15 protein-coding genes are annotated in these 18750 nt (G+C 74.2%); 9 read left to right on the top strand and 6 right to left on the bottom strand.

The genetic code is table 11. The features are described from left to right. The first annotated feature begins 128 nt into the window (after positions 1–128). Positions 129–1343, top strand: a complete 1215-nt coding sequence (locus ACWGKI_RS05310) for an MFS transporter (RefSeq protein WP_452185255.1) — start codon at positions 129–131, stop codon at positions 1341–1343. On the opposite strand, the gene ACWGKI_RS05305 is transcribed toward ACWGKI_RS05310, so the two are convergent. Then, positions 1340–2323, bottom strand: a complete 984-nt coding sequence (locus ACWGKI_RS05305; protein WP_452185254.1) for a LacI family DNA-binding transcriptional regulator — start codon at positions 2321–2323, stop codon at positions 1340–1342. The genes ACWGKI_RS05310 and ACWGKI_RS05305 overlap by 4 nt on opposite strands. A gap of 248 nt (positions 2324–2571) precedes the next feature. Between ACWGKI_RS05305 and ACWGKI_RS05300 the strand changes: the two genes are divergently transcribed. From ACWGKI_RS05300 to ACWGKI_RS05280, 5 genes are all read left to right on the top strand, one after another. Next, a complete protein-coding gene (locus ACWGKI_RS05300; protein WP_452185252.1) occupies positions 2572–3882 on the top strand; it encodes an ABC transporter substrate-binding protein in 1311 nt (436 codons plus the stop codon). Next, positions 3879–4841, top strand: a complete 963-nt coding sequence (locus ACWGKI_RS05295) for a carbohydrate ABC transporter permease (protein ID WP_452185250.1) — start codon at positions 3879–3881, stop codon at positions 4839–4841. The genes ACWGKI_RS05300 and ACWGKI_RS05295 overlap by 4 nt, the downstream gene beginning before the upstream one ends. After that, the gene (locus ACWGKI_RS05290) at positions 4838–5719 is read left to right on the top strand and encodes a carbohydrate ABC transporter permease (RefSeq protein ID WP_452185248.1); all 882 of its coding nucleotides are present in this window, start codon (positions 4838–4840) and stop codon (positions 5717–5719) included. Before ACWGKI_RS05295 ends, ACWGKI_RS05290 begins: the two co-directional genes overlap by 4 nt. Next, positions 5716–7566, top strand: a complete 1851-nt coding sequence (locus ACWGKI_RS05285; RefSeq protein ID WP_452185247.1) for a glycoside hydrolase family 35 protein — start codon at positions 5716–5718, stop codon at positions 7564–7566. The genes ACWGKI_RS05290 and ACWGKI_RS05285 overlap by 4 nt, the downstream gene beginning before the upstream one ends. Positions 7567–7677: 111 nt before the next feature. Further along, positions 7678–11685 (top strand): endo-alpha-N-acetylgalactosaminidase family protein, encoded by a 4008-nt coding sequence (locus ACWGKI_RS05280; RefSeq protein ID WP_452185245.1) that lies wholly within the window; start codon positions 7678–7680, stop codon positions 11683–11685. A gap of 75 nt (positions 11686–11760) precedes the next feature. On the opposite strand, the gene ACWGKI_RS05275 is transcribed toward ACWGKI_RS05280, so the two are convergent. Then, entirely contained in the window at positions 11761–12090 is a 330-nt protein-coding gene (locus tag ACWGKI_RS05275; RefSeq protein ID WP_380242756.1) for a cupin domain-containing protein, read from the bottom strand. Positions 12091–12204: 114 nt separating this feature from the next. Here ACWGKI_RS05275 and ACWGKI_RS05270 point away from each other — a divergent pair, with 114 nt between their 5' ends. After that, complete coding sequence (locus tag ACWGKI_RS05270) at positions 12205–13014, top strand: aspartyl protease family protein (RefSeq protein WP_452185243.1); 810 nt, start codon at positions 12205–12207, stop codon at positions 13012–13014. Between the two features lie 56 nt (positions 13015–13070). Here ACWGKI_RS05270 and ACWGKI_RS05265 read toward each other — a convergent pair whose 3' ends face one another. Then, positions 13071–13892, bottom strand: coding sequence for an HAD hydrolase family protein (locus ACWGKI_RS05265; protein WP_452185241.1), 822 nt, complete (start codon positions 13890–13892; stop codon positions 13071–13073). A 95-nt stretch (positions 13893–13987) separates the two neighbouring features. Between ACWGKI_RS05265 and ACWGKI_RS05260 the strand changes: the two genes are divergently transcribed. Further along, complete coding sequence (locus tag ACWGKI_RS05260) at positions 13988–14689, top strand: maleylpyruvate isomerase family mycothiol-dependent enzyme (protein WP_452185239.1); 702 nt, start codon at positions 13988–13990, stop codon at positions 14687–14689. On the opposite strand, the gene ACWGKI_RS05255 is transcribed toward ACWGKI_RS05260, so the two are convergent. The 3 genes from ACWGKI_RS05255 to ACWGKI_RS05245 all read right to left on the bottom strand — a co-directional run bounded on the left by ACWGKI_RS05255 (position 14682) and on the right by ACWGKI_RS05245 (position 18178). After that, the gene (locus ACWGKI_RS05255; protein ID WP_452185237.1) at positions 14682–16307 is read right to left on the bottom strand and encodes a UxaA family hydrolase; all 1626 of its coding nucleotides are present in this window, start codon (positions 16305–16307) and stop codon (positions 14682–14684) included. The two genes, ACWGKI_RS05260 and ACWGKI_RS05255, sit on opposite strands and share 8 nt — an antisense overlap. Then, positions 16304–17374: a LacI family DNA-binding transcriptional regulator gene (locus tag ACWGKI_RS05250; RefSeq protein WP_452185235.1), complete on the bottom strand. Its 1071-nt coding sequence runs from the start codon at positions 17372–17374 to the stop codon at positions 16304–16306. Before ACWGKI_RS05250 ends, ACWGKI_RS05255 begins: the two co-directional genes overlap by 4 nt. Positions 17375–17467: 93 nt before the next feature. After that, the gene (locus ACWGKI_RS05245) at positions 17468–18178 is read right to left on the bottom strand and encodes a rhamnogalacturonan acetylesterase (RefSeq protein WP_452185234.1); all 711 of its coding nucleotides are present in this window, start codon (positions 18176–18178) and stop codon (positions 17468–17470) included. A 145-nt stretch (positions 18179–18323) separates the two neighbouring features. On the opposite strand from ACWGKI_RS05245, the gene ACWGKI_RS05240 reads away from it, so the two are divergent. Continuing rightward, a complete protein-coding gene (locus tag ACWGKI_RS05240) occupies positions 18324–18746 on the top strand; it encodes a pyridoxamine 5'-phosphate oxidase family protein (protein ID WP_380242741.1) in 423 nt (140 codons plus the stop codon). Positions 18747–18750: the final 4 nt, after the last annotated feature.

The following is an 18750-nucleotide window of genomic DNA, read 5'->3' as shown; positions in this document are numbered from 1 at the left end:
GGTGCCATGAGCCGGTGACGCCGAGCCTGTGACGCCGAGCCTGTGACGCCGAGCCGGTCGCGCCGAGGTGCGGCCCTCCCGCTGGGACGGCGCTCCGTCGCCGGGCACCCGTGCGATAGGAAGGACGCGTGCCGTCCCCGCCGCTCTTCCCGTTGCGCAGCGTCGTCCTGGGCGCGTTCCTGCCCACCCTGGTGCTGGAGATCGGCATCGGCGCCCTGCTGCCCGTCGTCGCGGTCACGGCCACGGACCGCGGCGCGAGCCTGACCGTCGCGGGGCTGGTGGCGGCGCTGCTGCCGCTCGGCAAGATCGCCTTCGACCTGCCCGCGGGCGCGCTCGCGCAACGGCTCGGGGACCGGACCGCCATGCTCCTGGCCGGTGGCGTCGCCGTGCTGGCGTTCACGACGATCGCCCTGTCGACCGCGCTGTGGGGGCTGGCCGCCGGTGTGCTGGCGCTGGGCGCGTCCAACGCCGTGTTCAACCTCGCCCGGCAGGCCTATCTCACCGAGATCACACCCCCGCTGCGGCGGGCCCGGGTGCTGTCGACGCTCGCCGGCGTGCACCGCATCGGGCTGTTCCTGGGGCCGTTCGCCGGAGCCGCGGTGATCGCCGCGACGTCGCTGCACGGCGCGTTCTGGCTCGGGGCGGGGTCGGCGCTCGTGGCGGTGGCGGTCCTCGCGCTCGTGCGCCCCGAGCCCCAGGAGGAGGCGACCGCCCCGCGGCCACCGGGCGGCGCTCGTGTCTCGATCGTCGCGGTCGCTCGCGAGCACCGGCACCTGTTCGCCACGCTCGGCGTGGCGATCCTGCTGGTGAGCGCCGTGCGCGGCGCCCGGCAGACCGTCATCCCGCTGTGGGGCGAGCACCTGGGCCTCGACGCCGAGGTGACGTCCCTGATCTTCGGCGTCTCGGGCGCCCTGGACATGCTGCTGTTCTACCCGGCGGGCAAGGTGATGGACCGGTTCGGGCGGCTGTGGGTGGCCGTCCCGTCCATGCTCACGATGGCCGCCGGCCTGGCCCTGCTGCCGGTCGCGCACACGGTCGGCGCGGTGACGGTGGTGGCGGCCGTGCTGGGCGTGGGCAACGGCATGGGGTCGGGCATCGTCATGACGCTGGGCGCCGACGTCGCGCCGGCGGCGGTGCGCCCGACGTTCCTCAGCGTGTGGCGGCTCTTCCAGGACACGGGGGACGCGCTCGGGCCGCTGGTGCTGTCGGCGGGCGCCGCGCTCGGGTCGTTGGCGGCAGGGGTGTGGGCGACGGCGACCCTCGGCGGGGCCTCGGCGGCCGCCCTCGCGCGCTGGGTGCCGCGGTACTCGCCGCTCGCGAACCTCGCGCGGCGGCGTCGTTAGCGCGACAGGGGCGCGGTCGACGAGCGCACCACGAGCTCCGGGCGCACGACCTCCGGCTCGTGCACCGTCCCGGGGTCGGCGAGCAGGGCGAGGAGGTGCTCCACGGCACGCCCGCCGACGTCGTGGAACGGCTGACGGACGGTGGTCAGGGGCGGGGACGCGTACGCGGCGAGCGCGATGTCGTCCATGCCCACGACCGAGACGTCCTCGGGCACGCGGCGACCGAGCTCGACCAGGGCGCGGACGGCGCCGAACGCCATCTCGTCGCTCGCGACGAACAGCGCGGTGACCTCGGGCATCCGCCCCACGAGCTCCCCGTTGCGATGGCCGGACTCGGGCGACCAGTCACCGTGCAGCACCGGCGGGACGGTGCGCTCCGCGGCCTCGAGCGCGCGGCGCCAGCCGGCGGTGCGTGCCGTCGCGTCGTTCCACGACTCGGGTCCGGCGATGTGCCACACCGTCTCGTGGCCGAGCTCCAGGAGATGCTCGGTGGCGAGCCGCCCGGCCTCCACCTGGTCCACCGCGACGACCTCCGTGGCCGCCGAGCGCATCCCGTCGAGGACGACGGTCGGCAGCCCCCGGGTCAGGTCGCCCAACGACACGTCCTCGCGCACCGGCACGGCCACGAGGAGGCCGTCGACCCCCTGGTCGAGCAGGCGTGAGACGGCGTGGGCCAGCGCCGACGCGGACAGGGACGGCGTGGTCGCCGTGGAGACGAAGTAGCCCCCCGCCCGGGCGGCGGTCTGGGCGCCGAGCAGGATCGCCGAGGTCGAGTAGTGGTCGGTCTCGTGGGTGACGACGCCCAGCGTGCGGCTCCGGCCGGTGACGAGCGCCCGCGCGAGGCGGTTGCGGCGGTACCCGGACTCCTCGACGGCGGCCAGCACCTTGGCGCGGGTGGCGGCGTTGACGTGCGGATGGTCCGACAGCACGCGCGAGACCGTCTGCGCCGAGACGCCGGCGATGCGCGCCACGTCGTTCATCGATGACGCCCGTGCCACGGCTCACCCCGGTCCCTCGTCGTGCGGGCCGCTCCCGGCACGCTGCGGGCTCGATGCTACCTCCCGCGGTGGTGACCATAACAGCCCACGTCGGGTCACGTGAGGGGTGTGGCCCTTCATTGAGGCGTGACGCGGTGTTGTTATGGATATCAGAACCGGTTATGGTGCTCGCATTCCTCGTGCGGCGTCGGTGCCGCTCCTCGGTACACAGTGGTCAGAAGGAGTCAGAGATGAAGCGTTCGACGGTGAACGGGTCGGCGCGGGCGACCGGCGCGGCATGCGTGGCCGCGCTGGCGGCAGTGAGCCTCACGGCGTGCGCCGGCGGCGACACGGCGGGCGGCGCCGACGGCGAGCCCACCACGATCGACGTCTGGACCTGGGCGCAGGGCTACGACAAGGCCGCCGAGGCGTTCAACGCCGCGCACGACGACGTCCAGGTGAGGTTCACCGAGATCGAGCCGGGCAACAAGGGCGGCTACGACAAGATCCGCAACGCGGTGAAGGCCGGAGACGCGCCCTGCCTGGCGCAGGTGGGCTACGAGACCATGCCGAGCTTCGTCTCCGAGGGCAACCTGCTCGAGGTCACGGACATCGCTTCGAAGGACGCGGACGCTTACACCCCGGCCGGCTGGTCCGGCGTGACGGTCGGCGACCGCGTCTACGGCGCCCCGCAGGACCAGGGCCCGATGGTGCTCTTCTACAACAAGGACGTCTTCGCCGAGCACGGCATCGACGTGCCCACCACGTGGGCCGAGTACCAGGCCGCCGGCGAGAAGCTCAAGAAGGCCGGCGTCGCGCTCACCGGGACGTACGAGGACTTCGACTACACGGGCTTCGCCTGGCAGGCGGGCGCCCCCTGGTACACGGTCGACGGCGGCACCTGGTCGATCACCAACGACTCGCCCGAGAACCAGGAGGTCGCCGACTACTGGCAGGGCCTGGTGGACGACGGCCTCGTCGGCGCCGGCATCTGGAGCGACCAGTGGGCGGCCGGGCTGTCGGACGGCAGCATCGCGACGATCGTCGGGGCGGCCTGGTTCAAGGGCATCCTCAAGGACTCCGCCGCGGCCGCCTCCGGCTCCTGGGCCGTGGCACCGCTGCCCACCTGGGAGCAGGGCGACACCACCACCGGCAACGTCGGAGGCAGCGCCACGGCGGTCCTCGCCGGCTGCGAGGAGCCCGAGGCCGCGTGGGAGGTCGCGCACTTCATGTCGACCGACCCGACGGCGGTCGACGCGGTCATCGAGGCCGCCGGCACGCTGCCCGCCTCCGTCGAGGGCCTGAAGTCCGACCTGCTGACCCAGGGCGACGACTACTTCGGCGGCCAGGTCGTGGACGAGGTGTTCGTCGACGCGGCCGCGAACGTGGCCGAGGGCTGGCAGTGGGGCCCCGGCGTGTCCACGCTCATGGGGACCTTCGCCGCGGACATGAAGAAGGCCTACGCGGGCCAGGGCGGCGCGACCGTCGCCGGCGCGCTGACGAGCGCGAAGGCCGCCACGATCGACGAGCTCTCCCAGCAGGGCATCACGGTCGGCGAGTGACCGTGACCGCCACGATCTCCACGGAGCACCGGCCCGGGCGCGCCTCGACGCCCGCGCCGGTGCCCCCGCGGGCCCGCCGCCCGCGGTCCCGCACCTCCCGCGTCGCGCTGCGGTTCGTCGCGCCGTTCGTCCTGCTGTTCGCGGCGGTGTACGTCGCGCCCATCTGCTACGCCGTCTACCAGAGCCTGTTCCGCATCGAGCGGGACGCGCTCGGCCTGACGCCGCCCACCGAGGTCTTCGACCCCTGGTTCAACTACGCCGCCGCCCTGCACGACGCCGGGTTCGTCGCGTCGCTCGGCCGCGTGCTCCTGTTCGGTGCCGTGCAGGTGCCGGTGATGCTGGGCTTCGCGCTCGGTCTGGCGCTGCTGATCGACTCCGCCTCCGCGCGCGGCAAGGGGTTCTTCCGGCTGGCGAGCTTCGCGCCGTACGCCGTGCCGACCGTCGTGTCGGCGCTCATGTGGTCGTTCCTCTACTCGCCGACGGGCAGCCCCATCAACCAGCTGCTCGCCCCGACCGGCCTCACCGTGGACTTCCTCGGCACGGAGCTGACGCTGTGGTCCGTCGCCAACGTCGTCACCTGGGGGTGGACGGGCTACAACATGATCATCATCTACGCCGCGCTGCAGGGGATCCCCGGCGAGGTGCTCGAGGCCGCCAGGCTCGACGGCGCCTCTCCGTGGCGCACCGCCTGGCACGTCAAGGTGCCGCTGGTGCGGCCCGCCATCCTGCTCACCGCGGTGTTCTCGATCATCGGGTCCGCCCAGCTCTACAACGAGCCGTTCGTGCTGTCGTCGAGCACCGGCACCATCGGGCCCAAGTTCACGCCGCTGATGGCCGCCCAGTCGTCGATCACCGCGGCGAACTACCCGTACGCGGCGGCGCAGTCGGTCATCCTCGCCGTCGGGGTGGCCGTGCTGTCCGTCCTCTTCTTCCGCCTCACCTCCCGGAGGTCCTCGTGAGCGCCCCCCGCACGGCGGTGCGGCCCCGCCGCGACTCCGTCGAGACGACGCTGCGCAGCCGGGTGCTCGTCACCGGGGTCCTGGTGCTGACCAGCGCCTACTTCCTCTTCCCGCTGTGGTGGCTGCTCGTCGCGGCCACCAAGGACGCCGGCTACACCTTCGCGGGCAACCCGCTGTGGTTCAGCCACTTCGACCTGTTCGGCAACCTCGCCGACCTCTTCGCCTACAAGGGCGGCATCTTCGCGGTCTGGATGGGCAACGCCGCGCTCTACTCGATCGTGGGTGCGGGGCTCGGCACCCTCGTGGCGGCGGCCACGGGGTACGCGGTCGCGAAGTTCGACTTCCCGGGCCGTGGCGTGCTGTTCGCCGTCGTGCTCGGGGCGGTGCTGGTGCCGAAGGTGCTCTTCACGCTGCCGCTGTTCCTGATGTTCTCCCAGGTAGGGATCGTCAACACATACCTCGCGGTGCTGCTGCCGAGCATCGTCAGCCCGTTCGGCGTCTACCTCGCGCGGGTCTTCGCCGCGCAGTCCGTGCCGGACGAGGTGGTCGAGGCGGCGCGGCTCGACGGCGCGGCCGAGGGCCGGATCTTCTTCGGGGTGAGCCTGCGGATGATGTCGCCCGCCCTGGTGACCATCTTCCTCTTCCAGTTCGTCGAGATCTGGAACAACCTCCTGCTGCCGTCCCAGGTGCTGATCGACGAGAACCTCAAGCCCGTCACGGTCGGCCTGGTCACGTGGAACGCTCTCGTGCAGTCCGGGCAGATCGAGCGGCACATGGTGATCATCGGCGCGTTCGTGGCCGTCGTGCCCCTGATCGTCGCCTTCCTGTCCCTGCAGCGGTTCTGGCGCTCGGGGCTGGCGAACGGGGCGCTCAAGTGACCGCCGGGCCCGCGCTGACCGCCGACGGCGCGGTGCTCCTGCGGCACGGGGTGCCGCACCGGGTGCTGTCCGGCTCCGTGCACTACTTCCGGGTGCACCCCGAGCTGTGGCGCGACCGCCTGGTCCGCGTGCGTGCCATGGGGCTCAACACCGTCGACACGTACGTCCCGTGGAACTGGCACGAGGCCGAGCCCGGCCGGTTCGACTTCGACGGAGACCGCGACGTCGAGCAGTTCCTGCGCCTCGTGGGCGAGCTCGGCATGGACGCGGTCGTGCGGCCCGGACCGTACATCTGTGCCGAGTGGTCGAACGGCGGCCTGCCCGCGTGGCTCACCGGCACCCCGGGCATCGCGCTGCGCACGGTCGACCCGCGGTTCACGGCCGCCGTCGACCGATGGTTCGCGGAGCTGCTGCCGCGCGTCGCCGCGCTGCAGGCCGGTCGCGGCGGGCCCGTGGTCGCCGTGCAGGTGGAGAACGAGTACGGGAGCTACGGCGACGACCACGCGTACGTCGCCTGGGTGCGCGACGCGCTCGCGCGCCACGGGATCGACGAGCTCGTCTTCACCGCCGACGGTCCCACCCACCTCATGCAGGACGGCGGTTCGCTGCCCGGCGTGCTCGCGGCGGCGACCCTCGGCTCCAAGCCGGGGGAGGCGCGCGACCTCCTCGCCGGGCGCCGCCCCGACGCCGAGCCCTTCCTCGTCGCGGAGATGTGGAACGGCTGGTTCGACCACTGGGGCGAGGAGCACCACACGCGCGACCCGCACGACGCCGCGCGCACCGTGGAGCAGATCCTCGAGCTCGGCGGGTCCGTGAGCCTCTACATGGCGCACGGCGGCTCCCACCCGGGGCTGTGGGCCGGGGCGAACCACGACGGCACGGTGCTGCAGCCCACCGTCACCAGCTACGACTCCGACGCGCCCGTCGCCGAGGACGGCACCGCCACGGCCAAGCTCGTCGCGATGCGGGAGGTCTTCGAGCCCTACCGCTCACCCCACGTGCCCCGGGACGACGACGCGGTGGCCCTCGCGCCGCCCGCGCGGCTGGCCCCGCGCACCCTCCCGGCCCCGGTGCTGCGTCCGGCGGCGCGTGCCCTCGACCTGCTGGCGGGCCCGGGGGACCGGTCGCCCCGCCCGCGCACCTTCGAGCAGCTCGGGCTGGACGCCGGCCTCGTGGTCTACCGTGCGTGGACCAGGCTGCCCGTGGGGGAGTCGACGGTCTCCGTGCTCGGCCTTCACGACCGCGCCACGGTGCTCGTCGACGGCGCCCCCGCGGGCGTGCTGGAGCGGGCGACCGCCGCGGACGGCGTCGTCGTCGCCGGGACGGGCGCCGAGGTGACCCTCGAGCTGTGGGTCGAGAACCTCGGCCGGGTCAACTACGGGCCCCGCCTCGGGGAGCCGAAGGGCATCGTCCGGGACGTCCTCGTGGACCGGCGCATCGTGCACGGCTGGTCGTCGCGGCCGGTCCCGCTCGCCGACGCCCGCCCCGACGCGCTCTGGGCAGACGCGCGCGGTGCCGGTCTCGGTGCCGGTCTTGATGCAGACGCCGGCGTCCTGGGGCAGGACGGGCGCCCGGTGCTCGCGCGCACCGTGCTGGAGGTCGACGAGCCCGCCGACGCCTTCCTCGCGCTGCCCGGCTGGGCCAAGGGGTTCGTCTGGGTCAACGACGTCCTCCTCGGCCGCTACTGGGAGGTCGGCCCGCAACGCACCCTCTACGTCCCCGCGCCGCTGCTGCGCCGCGGGGAGAACACGGTGACGGTGCTCGAGCAGCATCGCGCCGGCACGGCCCTCGAGCTGCTCCCCGGCCCCGACCTGGGTGCCGCGCAGGAGTACGTCGAGGAGTTCTGACCAGCAGTTCTGACCAGCAGTTCTGACCAGCAGTTCTGACCAGCAGTTCTGACCAGCACGGACCGCCTTGGCGGGTCGACGACGACCCGCTCGACCGAAGGAGAGATCCGCATGGCACGACGATCCCCATCTCCCCGCGTCCGCCCACCCCGGGCGGCACGCGGCGCCGTCGCGGTGGCCGCGGCGCTCGCGACCGGCTGCGCCGGCCTCGTGGCGGCCCCCGCGGCCATCGCCACGAGCACGGCGCCGGCGTCCGCCACCGCCGCGGCGAGCGACGGCGTCACCCTGCGCTCGACCGCGCTCGACGTCCAGGTCGCCGACGACTTCCCCCGGGTGCTGCGCTACACGGACCGGTCGAGCGGCGCCACGCTGCTCGGCAGCACCCGCCCGGTCACCGCGGTGACGATCGACGGCACGGCGCACGCCGTGAGCGTGACCAAGACGGGCGGCAGCGCGGACTCCGCGACCTACCGGCTCACCTTCGCGGACCTGCCCGGGGTCAGCATCGACGCCGCGCTGCGCGTGGAGGGCCGGCAGGTCCGGTTCGCGGTGACGAAGATCGTCGACACCGCCGAGCACCGGGTCGGCACGCTCGAGATCCCGGGGCACGACCTGCTCTCCGTCTCGTCCGCGGACGCGGACCCGCGCGTCGCCACGGCCGTCATCTCGCCCGACAGGAACGCGAAGGGCGACACGTTCGCCGCCGTCACCCGGGACACGGCCACGAACGCGGCTCCGGTCGGCTCCGCCTACGCCATCGTCAGCGCCAACGGCCTCGCGGCCTCGGTGGTCACCAACAGCGTGTACGACGAGGCGGCGGGCAAGGCGACCCAGGAGCGCAACCGCCTCCAGCGCCAGGCGCGCGCCGACGGCGACGACGTCCGCGTCGGCGTGTGGAGCGGCGCGTGGACCTACCGGGCCAAGGGCTCGTCGGTCACGGAGGAGCTGCCGCAGGCCACCGTCGTGCTCACCCCGGACGCCAACGGCGACGGCGTCGTCGACTGGCAGGACGGCGCGATCGCCTACCGTGACGCCGCGCCGACGGCGAAGGGCGCCGACCAGGTGCCCGACCGGGTCGTCACGCACATCCCGTTCAACTTCGCGTCGCAGGCCACCCACCCGTTCCTGCGCACCCTGGACGACGTCAAGCACATCTCGCTGGCCACGGACGGCCTCGGCCAGCTGGCGCTGCTCAAGGGCTACGGGTCGGAGGGGCACGACTCCGCGCACCCCGACTACGGCGGCAACTACAACGAGCGTGCGGGCGGCCTGACGGACATGCGCACCCTGCTCCGGTCCGGCGGCGACTGGAACGCGGACTTCGGGGTGCACATCAACGCCACCGAGTCGTACGCGGAGGCGAACGCGTTCTCCGAGGAGCTCGTCGACCCGAGCGCCGAGGGCTGGAACTGGCTCGGTCAGTCGTACTACATCGACCAGCGCCGGGACATCACCAGCGGCGACCTCGCGTCGCGCATCGGCCAGCTCGCCGACGAGACGGGCGGCGACCTCGACCTGCTGTACGTGGACGTCTACTACAACTACGGGTGGCAGGCGCGGGCCCTGGCGGACGCCGCACGGGCGAACGACTTCGAGCTCGCCTCGGAGTGGTCGGACAAGTTCGAGGCGGACTCGCTGTGGAGCCACTGGTCCGCCGACGAGAACTACGGCGGCGCCTCCAACAAGGGCCTGAACTCGCAGATCGTGCGCTTCATCCGCAACGGCGAGAAGGACACCTGGAACCCGCACCCGCTGCTGGGCAACGCCCGCATCGTCGAGTGGGAGGGCTGGACCGGCCAGGTCGACTGGAACGCGTTCTCCCGGAACATCTGGTCGAACAACGTGACCACGAAGTTCCTCCAGCACCACGACATCGAGCGCTGGACCGACGACGAGATCGACTTCGCCGACGGCGTCTCCGCGCGGGGCACGAGCGCGGCGAACCGCGAGATCCGGGTCGGCGACGCGGTCGTGGCGCGCGGTGACACGTACCTGCTGCCGTGGAGCGCGGCCGACGCGCCCGGCGCGCGGGGCAAGGTGGCCCAGGGCGACAAGCTGTACCACTACAACCCCGCCGGCGGCTCCACCACGTGGGACCTCCCGGGCACCCTCGCCGACGCGTCGTCCCTGACGGTCTACCGGCTCACCGACACGGGCCGCGAGAAGGTCGGCGTCGTGAAGGTGCGCGGCGGCAAGGTCACCGTCGACGCCGAGGCCGGCCAGCCGTACGTGCTCTACCCGGACGTGCCGGGCAACGGCTTCACCACGCCGACGGCGAAGAAGGTGGCGTGGGGCGAGGGCTCGCCCCTCGTGAACCCCGGCTTCGACGCGGCCGACCTGGCCGCCTACCGGACGTCGGGCACCGTGACGCGTGAGCGGCTGAGCAACGGGCAGCACGTGGCGCAGCTCGGCGCCGGCCCGGCCTCGCTGACCCAGCGCACGGCCGAGCTGCAGCCCGGCACCTACGCGGCCAGCGCCTGGGTGGAGGTGCAGCCGGGTGCGTCCCGTCCCACGACGCTGGAGGTCTCCGGCCCCGGCCGCTCGGTCGAGGGCTCGTCGGTGACCGTCCGCCGGTCGACCGCGCGCAACGAGGTCGCCGCCGACGACAAGCACAGCCGGTACTACCAGCGGGTGCAGGTCCTGTTCGACGTCACCGAGGCCACGCGGCCCACCCTGACCGTCCGCGCGGGCGAGGGTGACGCGGTCGTCCGGCTCGACGACCTGCGGGTCGTGGCGACCGAGCGGGCGCAGGCGCCGGCGGACCTGCGCACGGACTCCGCGGACTCCGCGGACTCCTTGGACGTGGTCGCGTTCGACGACTTCGAGTCCGTGCCCCAGGGCTGGGGCCCGTTCGTCAAGGGCGACGCCGGCGGCGTCACGGACCCGCGCACGCACCTCGCGTCGAAGCACGCGCCCTACACGCAGGCCGGCTGGAACGGCAAGCTCGTGGACGACGTGATCGACGACGGCTGGTCGCTCAAGGCGCACGAGGAGAACCAGGGCCTCGTCTACCGCACCACTCCCGCGACGGTCGACCTCCAGCCCGGGCACCGCTACCGGGTGAGCTTCGACTACCAGTCCGGGCGCGGCGGCTACTACCAGTGGGTCACCGGGTACGACTCGGTGGCGTCCGGGGAGCCGACGAGCGTGGAGACCGGCGCGACGCCGATCGGCGAGCAGCGGACCACGAAGCGGTTCAGCCAGGACGTCGTGGGGTCCACCTGCGGCGACACCTGGGTGGGGTTGCGCAAGGCCGTCGGCGGCGGGGACCAGGCCGACCTGGTCCTCGACGACTTCCTGGTCGAGGACCTGGGCGTCGCGACCGAGGTGCCGGCGTGCGCGTCCCTCGAGGTGGACCCGGAGCGGTCCGCCCTCGAGCCTGACGTCGCCAACACGGTGACCACCACGCTCAGCGTCTTCGAGCCGGCCGACGTCGCCGACGTCGAGGTCGCCCTCGACGTGCCGGACGGCTGGGAGGTCGAGGCGACGGACGCCACGTCGGCGGGCACGCTGCCCAGCGGCGGCGAGCTCGTCACCACCTGGAAGGTCACGCCCCGCGGCGACGTCACCACCCAGGCCTACCCCCTGGCCGCGACCGCGACGTACACGACCACGGCGGACCCGAAGGGCCCGCGGACCGTCGAGGCGCGCAGCGACGTGCACGTCGTCGTGCCGCCGGCTGCCGGCGAGCACTGGGCCAGCGACCTGCCGTTCGTGTCCGAGTCCAACGGCTGGGGGCCGGTCGAGCGCGACCTGTCCAACGGCGAGCAGGGGGCCGGCGACGGTACGCCCCTCACGCTGCGGGGGACCGTCTACGAGAAGGGCATCGGCGCGCACGCGCCGTCGAAGGTCCGGCTCTTCCTCGGCGAGCGGTGCGAGTCGTTCACCGCGACCGTCGGGGTGGACGACGTCCAGACCCGCGGCTCGGTCGCCTTCCAGGTGCTCGGCGACGGCCGGTCGCTGGCCACCACGCCCGTGCTGCGCGGCCGCGGCGAGACGGTCGCGCTGGACGTGGACGTCAGCGGGGTGCGCTACCTCGACCTCGTCGTGACCGACGGCGGGGACGGCAACGGCAACGACCACGCCGACTGGGCGGGGGCGAGGCTCGGCTGCGGCTGACCCGCGCGAGCCGCTCATGACGGGCGGGGTCCGGCGCCCCACCAAGGGTGCCGGGTCCCGCCCGTCGTGGTCGGGTCAGGGCTTGGGGATGCTCGTCACGGTGGTGAGGAGGAACACCGAGTCCTCCAGCGCGCGCACCGCGTGCCGCTCGTGGGTCAGCACCCGCAGCTGACCGGCGCGGACCTCCTCGTCGCCCTCCAGCGCGGTGACGCGCAGGCGCCCGTGCAGGACCAGCACCGAGGCCGCGGGCGGCGAGTTGTGCTCGCCGAGCTCGACGCCCTCGAGCAGGGCCAGCACGGTCTGGCGCAGCGGGCCGTCGTGCACGACCACCTCGGCGCTGCGGCCGTGCTCGGCGGTGCGGGCCTTGTCCAGGTGCGTCGCGGTGAGGGCGTCCAGGTCGGCCATCGAAGCTCCATCCGTCGGGCGGCAGGCGGCGCGGGCCGCGTCGACGAGGCCCGCCGACCTCACCGTACCGGGGACCGAGGCTCGGCCGCCGGGGGTGCCGCTAGCGTGCAGCCCATGGTGTCGATCCCCCTGGACGTCGTGCACGACCCCGAGGACCCGCGACAGGCACTGCCCTTTCTGCAGCTGGCGGTCGACGGACGCCCTTACCGGGCGCTGCTGGACTCCGGGGCGGCCCTGACGTCGATCGCGGCGCCGCCCGGGACGGTCACGCGCCCCGGGGGGAGGACAGGCAGGAGCGCCTTCGGCGCTTCGATCAGGCACCGGCTGTGGCGGGCGGCCATCGACGTCGGCGGCGCTCGGCTGGGCGACTTCGATGTCGCCGACCAGCCTCACGCCGACCGGTTCCTCCTGGGGCAGGACGTGCTCTCGCAGTTCCGGTGCCACTACCGGCTCGTCGACGGCGAGCTCGTCCTCGACGGCCCGGAGCCGGAACACGCCCTGCCGATCCGGCTCGACCCCGGCCGGCACGTCTCCCTCACCGCGAGCTGGACGTCGGGGGAGACCGCCGACGTCGTGTTCGACACCGGGGCGTCGGTGACCGTCGTCGACGCCAGGTTCGCCACCCGCCACCCGGGGCTCTTCGCGGCGCGAGGGACGGATGAGGGGTCCGACGCCTCCGGCGAGACCCGGCAGGCCGAGACGGTGGAGATCGCCGGGCCGACGATCCTGGGGCACCGGTTCGCCCCGTCCCTCGCCGTGATCGTCGACCTCACCGGCGCGAACGCCGACCTTCCGTGGCCCATGGACGTCATCCTGGGGTGGCCGCTGATCAGCCAGGTCGACTGGGTGATCGACCATCCCCGCGCCCGTGCCGCGGTCCTGCCGCGGGGCGTACCGCGCGAGGACGGCGCGCCTCGACGCTGACCACACGGGGGGCTCCGGCTCGCTCCCGCCGCGGGCGGCGTGGCACCGCGGCAGGGTCAGACGGCGGGGCTCGGCTCCGGGATCAGCCCGAGCCGGGCGAACGCCTGGGCGACACCCCCGCCGGCGGGACCGGGGACCACCAGGTCCGCCTCGGCCATGACCGCCGCGGGCGCGCCCTCGACGGCGACGGCCGTGCCCGCGTACGCGAGCATCTCGACGTCGTTGTACCCGTCGCCGATGCCGACCACCTGCGCCGGGGTGATCCCCAGGTGCTCCACCACGGCCGCCATGCCGACCGCCTTGTGCACGCCGGCGAGGTGGATCTCGCCGGCGCTGTCGCCGGTATCGGCGTACGAGGACGGCAGGATGCCGACCTCGGGGCCGAGCTCCGCGCGCAGCGCCGCGATCGGGACGGGCGAGTCGAAGTAGCTGATCTTGGCGTACCGCACCGCTGACAGGTCGCCGGGCATCCGCAGCACGTCGAGGATGTCGCGCGGCGCCGCGTCGCCCCGGGCCCGGAGCCGGGCGTCGAGCCCCACCGGCCCGTACACGGCCTCCGGGGACTCCAGCAGGTAGGCGACGTCGTGCGCGTCGAGCACGTGCCGGACACGCTCCGCGAGGTCCGTCGGGAACCGGAGGTCGTGCACGACCTCGCCGTCGAGGCGCACGTACGCGCCGGCCGTCGCCACGACCCCGTCGAACCCCGCCGCGAGCAGCGACGGCGGCAGCATCGACTCCGGCCGGCCCGTGCACAGCAGCACCCGGTGCCCGGCGCTCCGGGCGGCGCGGACCGCCTCCGCGTGGGCCGTCGGCACCGCGCCGTGGTCGGCGTACGTGCCGTCCACGTCCAGGAACGCCACCCGCATCCCGTCACTCATCGAACCCGACACGTGGGCAGACCTCCAGCTCTCGGCGTCGTCGTGGGCACCGTCGAGCCTAACCGTGCGTCGGCGCCCCGTGGTTGGCTGGCACCGTGACGACGAGCACCCCACGCGCCGAGACCTGGTCGATGATCCACGCCGAGCGGGAGGCGCTCGCAGACGAGCTCGGCGGTCTCGACGAGGCGGCCTGGGCGACGCCGTCGCTGTGCGGGCGCTGGAGCGTCGAGGACGTCGTCGCCCATCTGACGGCCGGCGCGAGCACGGGGCGGTGGGCATGGCTGCGCAGCATGGCCGGAGCGCGGTTCGACGCCGACCTGCACAACGCGCGCCGGCTGGCGGAGCGCCGGGGCGTCACGCCTGCGGAGACGCTGGCGCGGTTCCGCGGGATCGTGACCAGCACGGTCGCCCCGACGGGGCACACCGCGGCGTGGCTCGGGGAGGTCGTCGTGCACGGGCAGGACATCCGCACGCCGCTCGGCCTCCCGCGTGTGCCGCCCGTGGACACGACCACCGAGGTGGCTCGGTTCTTCGTCGCGCGCGACTTCACCGTCGCCGGGCGGACGATCGCGCGGGGCCTGCGCCTGGAGGCCACCGACGGTCCGTTCGCCCACGGCGACGGGGCCGTGGTGCGCGGCAGCACCCTCGCGCTCGTCATGGTGCTGGCCGGTCGGTCGGCGTTCTGCGACGAGCTCACCGGCGACGGCCTCGTGCGGATGCGTGAGCGGGTGTCGCCCGGCCGCCCGGGGGACGGCCGGGGCGACGCCGCGGGTCACGGCCGCACAGCGGTCAGGTGACCGCGCCCAGCTGCCAGGGCACGAACTCGTCGGCGCCGAGGTCGAGCTCCTCCGACACCGTCTGCTCGCCGGAGGCGACGGCGAGGATCTTCTCGAACAGCTCGGTGCCCACCTCCTCGACCGACAGGCCTGTCTCCACGATGCGCCCGGCGTCGAGGTCCATGTCCTCGCGCATGCGGCGGTACGTGTCCGAGTTGGTGGCCACCTTGATCGACGGTGTCGGCTTGCACCCCAGGACCGAGCCGCGCCCGGTGGTGAACACGACGACGGTGGCACCGCCGGCGACGATCCCCGTCACCGACACGGGGTCGTAGCCGGGGGTGTCCATGAAGGTCATGCCGCGCTCGGTGACCGGCTCGGCGTACTCGTGCACGGCGACGAGGTCCGCGGTGCCCGCCTTGGCGACGGCGCCCAGGGACTTCTCGAGGATGGTCGTGAGGCCGCCGGCCTTGTTGCCGGGCGACGGGTTGTTGTCGAGGGTGCCGCCGCCCGCGGCCGCGTAGTCCTGCCACCAGTCCAGGCGGTCGAGCAGGCGCCGGCCGACCTCCTCGGAGACGGCACGGCGCAGCAGCAGGTGCTCGGCGCCGAACACCTCGGGCGTCTCCGCGAGGATCGACGTGCCGCCCTGCGCGACGAGCAGGTCCGACGCGTGGCCGAGCGCCGGGTTCGCGGTGATCCCGGAGAAGCCGTCCGAGCCCCCGCAGTTCAGCCCCAGCACGAGCTCGGAGGCCGGCGCCTCCTCGCGCCGCAGCGCGTCGATCTGGGGCAGCATCTCGGTGACCGCCGCGACGCCGGCGCGCACGGTCGCACGGATCCCGCCGGTGTCCTGGATGGTCAGCGTGCGCACCGGCAGGTCGTCGCGCAGCGCCACGCCGTCCAGGACCGAGGTCGCGGGCAGCATCTCGCAGCCCAGCCCGACGAGGAGCAGCCCGGCCATGTTGGCGTGGGACGCGTACCCCCGCAGGGTGCGCAACGTGACCTGCGCGCCCTCGGAGGTCGGCACGAGGCCGCAGCCGGTGTCGTGCGTGAGGGCGACGACGCCGTCGACGTGCGGGTACGCGTCGAGCACCGGGCCGCGGAACTGGTCCGCGATCATCCGCGCCGTCGACGCGGAGCAGTTCACCGAGGTCAGGATGCCGACGTAGTTGCGCGTGCCCCACCGCCCGTCAGAGCGGCGGTACCCCTGGAACGTGCGGCGCGTCGCCGGCTCCGGCAGGGTCGTGCGGGCCGTGCCGAACTCGTACGCGCGGGCGCCGTCGTCCATGCCGAGGTTGTGCGTGTGCACGTGGTCGCCGGGCGCGACGTCGCGCGTCGCCCGCCCGATGGACTGGCCGTACTTGCGCACCTCGGTGCCCGCCGCCACCGCCCGGACGGCGAGCTTGTGGCCTCGCGGCAGGGTCGACCTCGTGGTCGCCTCGGTGCCGCCGGGCAGCCGCACCGTGGTGCCCGCCGGCACCTGGCGGGTCGTCAAGGCGACGTCGTCGGCTGGGCGCAGCAGGAGCGCGACCTCGGCCAGGTCGACGACACCGAGGTCGAGCGACGGCTCGGGGGTGGTCGCCGGCTCGGTGGTCGACGGCGTCGCGAGCGGCAGGAGCGGGTGGTGCGGGGCGGTGCTCATCGGATCACGACCTCGGGATCAGCGGTGCGGGGGCTGGTGGCGGGGCTGGTTGCGGGAGCGGTGGCGGAGGAGCCGGGGGTGGTGTCGGCGAGCCGTGGGTCGCGCGGCGCCGTGGACGCGCGGACGACGAGCTCGACGGGCAGGCGGCGGCGCTCGGGGACGACGTCGCCTCCGCGGGCGGCGCCTGCGAGGAGGTCGACCGCCTCCCGCCCCGCGCGGGCCAGCGGGACGGCGACGGTGGTGAGGGCGGGCGTCACGAGGGACGCCGCAGGGACGTCGTCGAAGCCGACCACGGACACGTCCGCCGGGGTGGCGACGCCGCGGGCGTGCAGCCGGGCGAGGACGCCCAGCGCGACGAGGTCGTTGAAGCACAGGACGGCGGTGGCGCCCGCGGCGAGCGCGAGGTCGGCGGCCTGGACCCCGCCGCCGTGCGTCGGCCGGAAGGTGCCGAGGTCGACCACGGCGACCTCGGCGAGGGCCTGCCGGCGCTCGCCGTCCGACCACGAGCCGGCGGGACCGCCGACGTAGGCGACGGTCGTGTGGCCGAGGGCGCGCAGGTGGTCGACCGCCTGGCGCACCCCGTCGGAGAGGTCGAACGACACCGAGGGAGCGAACGCGGTCTCGCGGTTGACCAGCGCGACCCTGCCGTCGGCGGCCGGCGCGGCGAGCAGGGCGCCGAGCGCCTCGGCGGGCAGGCGCGGCGAGCAGAGCACGAGACCGTCCACGCGGTCGCCCAGCCGGGTGATGATGTCGGGCTCCGCGGTGACGTCCTCGTCCGTGTCGGCGACCAGGACGTCGCGGCCGGTCTCGTGGGCCCGCGCCTGCACGCCCTTCGCGACGGCGGCGAAGAACGGGTTGGCGAGGTCGGGGACGACGAGCCCCAGGGTGCCGGTGCTGCCCGTGGTGAGGGCCCGGGCAGCGGGGTGCGGCCGGTAGCCCAGGGACGCGGCGGCGAGCGCCACCTGCTCGCGGTTGGCGGGGGAGACGTGCGGGGCGTCGCTGAGGGCGCGCGAGGCGGTGGCGAGCGAGACGCCTGCCGCGCGGGCGACGTCGCGAAGCGTGACCACGGGGACCTCCGAGGCTCGGGTCGACCGCTGGAACCGGTTCCAGCGTGTTTCAGCGTACCGGCTTGCCCCGGTCGTGCGGAACTCCCACGTCGGTCAGGCGGGGTCCTGGTCGAGCCACCGGAACCACGCGTCGGGCACCTGCTCGTCGAGGCGGCGCACCTCGTCCTCGGCGAGCACCCCCGCGTCGAGGAGCGCGGCGGCGACGACCCGGGCCACGGCGCCGGCGCCGGGCGGGTTGAAGTGCGTGTCGTCCCGGCGCCCGTCGTCGGCGTGGAAGAAGTAGTCCAGCGTGCCGTCCGGCCCGAGCCCCTGCCACAGGTCCAGGGACGCGCGCTGCACGTCCACGAGGGGCACCCCCTCCTGCCGGGCGAGGGCACGCATCGCCGCCGGGTAGTCGCCGTGGGCGGGGACGGCGTCGCCGGCGTCGTCGAAGCGGCGTCGCTCGACGGGCGTCGCGAGCACGGGCTGCGCGTCCGCCGTGCGGGCGGCGTCGAGGTAGCGGCGCAGGTGCTGGGTGTAGCTGGTCCAGGGCTCCGTGTACCGCTCGGGGTCGTCGGCCTTCGCGTCGTTGTGCCCGAACTGCACGAGCAGCAAGTCCTGGGGTCGCAGGTCGCGGACCAGGGTGTCGAGACGCCCCTGGGTGACGAAGCTGCGCGAGCTGCGCCCGTTGCGTGCGTGGTTCGCGACGGCGACGCCGTCCGCCAGGTAGTAGGGAAGGGCCATGCCCCACCCGGTCTCGGGCGCCGCGGCGCGGGTCTTCGGCCCCGCGGTCGAGTCGCCGGCGAGGTGGACGGTGCGGGGCATGGGGACCTCCGTGGATCGGGGAAGCGCTTGCCGGTCACGCTAGCGCGCGGGCGACACGGGACGACGGCGTGCGTCCGCGCACGTCCAGGGCGTAGCGTCGGCGCCGAGCGACCGCACGCCCGCCCGCTTCCCGGAGGAGTCAGCGATGCCCCGTCCGCCGTTCCCGGCCCCCGTGCTCGACCTGTTGCGCCGCCCCCAGCCCGCCGTGATCGGCGTCGTCCGCCCCGACGGCAGCCCGGTCACCGCGGCGACCTGGTACCTGCTCGAGGAGGACGGCGCGGGCGGCTGGCACGTGCTCGTGAACCTCGACGCCACCCGCAAGCGGGTGCAGCACATGCGCGCGAACCCGCACGTCAGCCTCACCGTCCTGGACGACAGCTGGTACACGCACGTCACGCTGCTGGGCCAGGTCACGGCGTGGCGGGACGACGACGACCTCGCCGACACCGACCGCATCTCGCGCCACTACGGCGGACAGCCGTACGCGGTCCGGGACCGCGCCCGCATCACCGCCGTGGTCGAGGTCGACCGCTGGACGGCCTGGGGCTCGCTGCGCGACGCGCGCTGAGGGG

The sequence above is a fragment of the Isoptericola sp. NPDC055881 genome, assembly GCF_053615895.1.
Note: the sequence above shows the minus strand (reverse complement) of the source record. Positions and strands in the feature narration are given on the sequence as shown.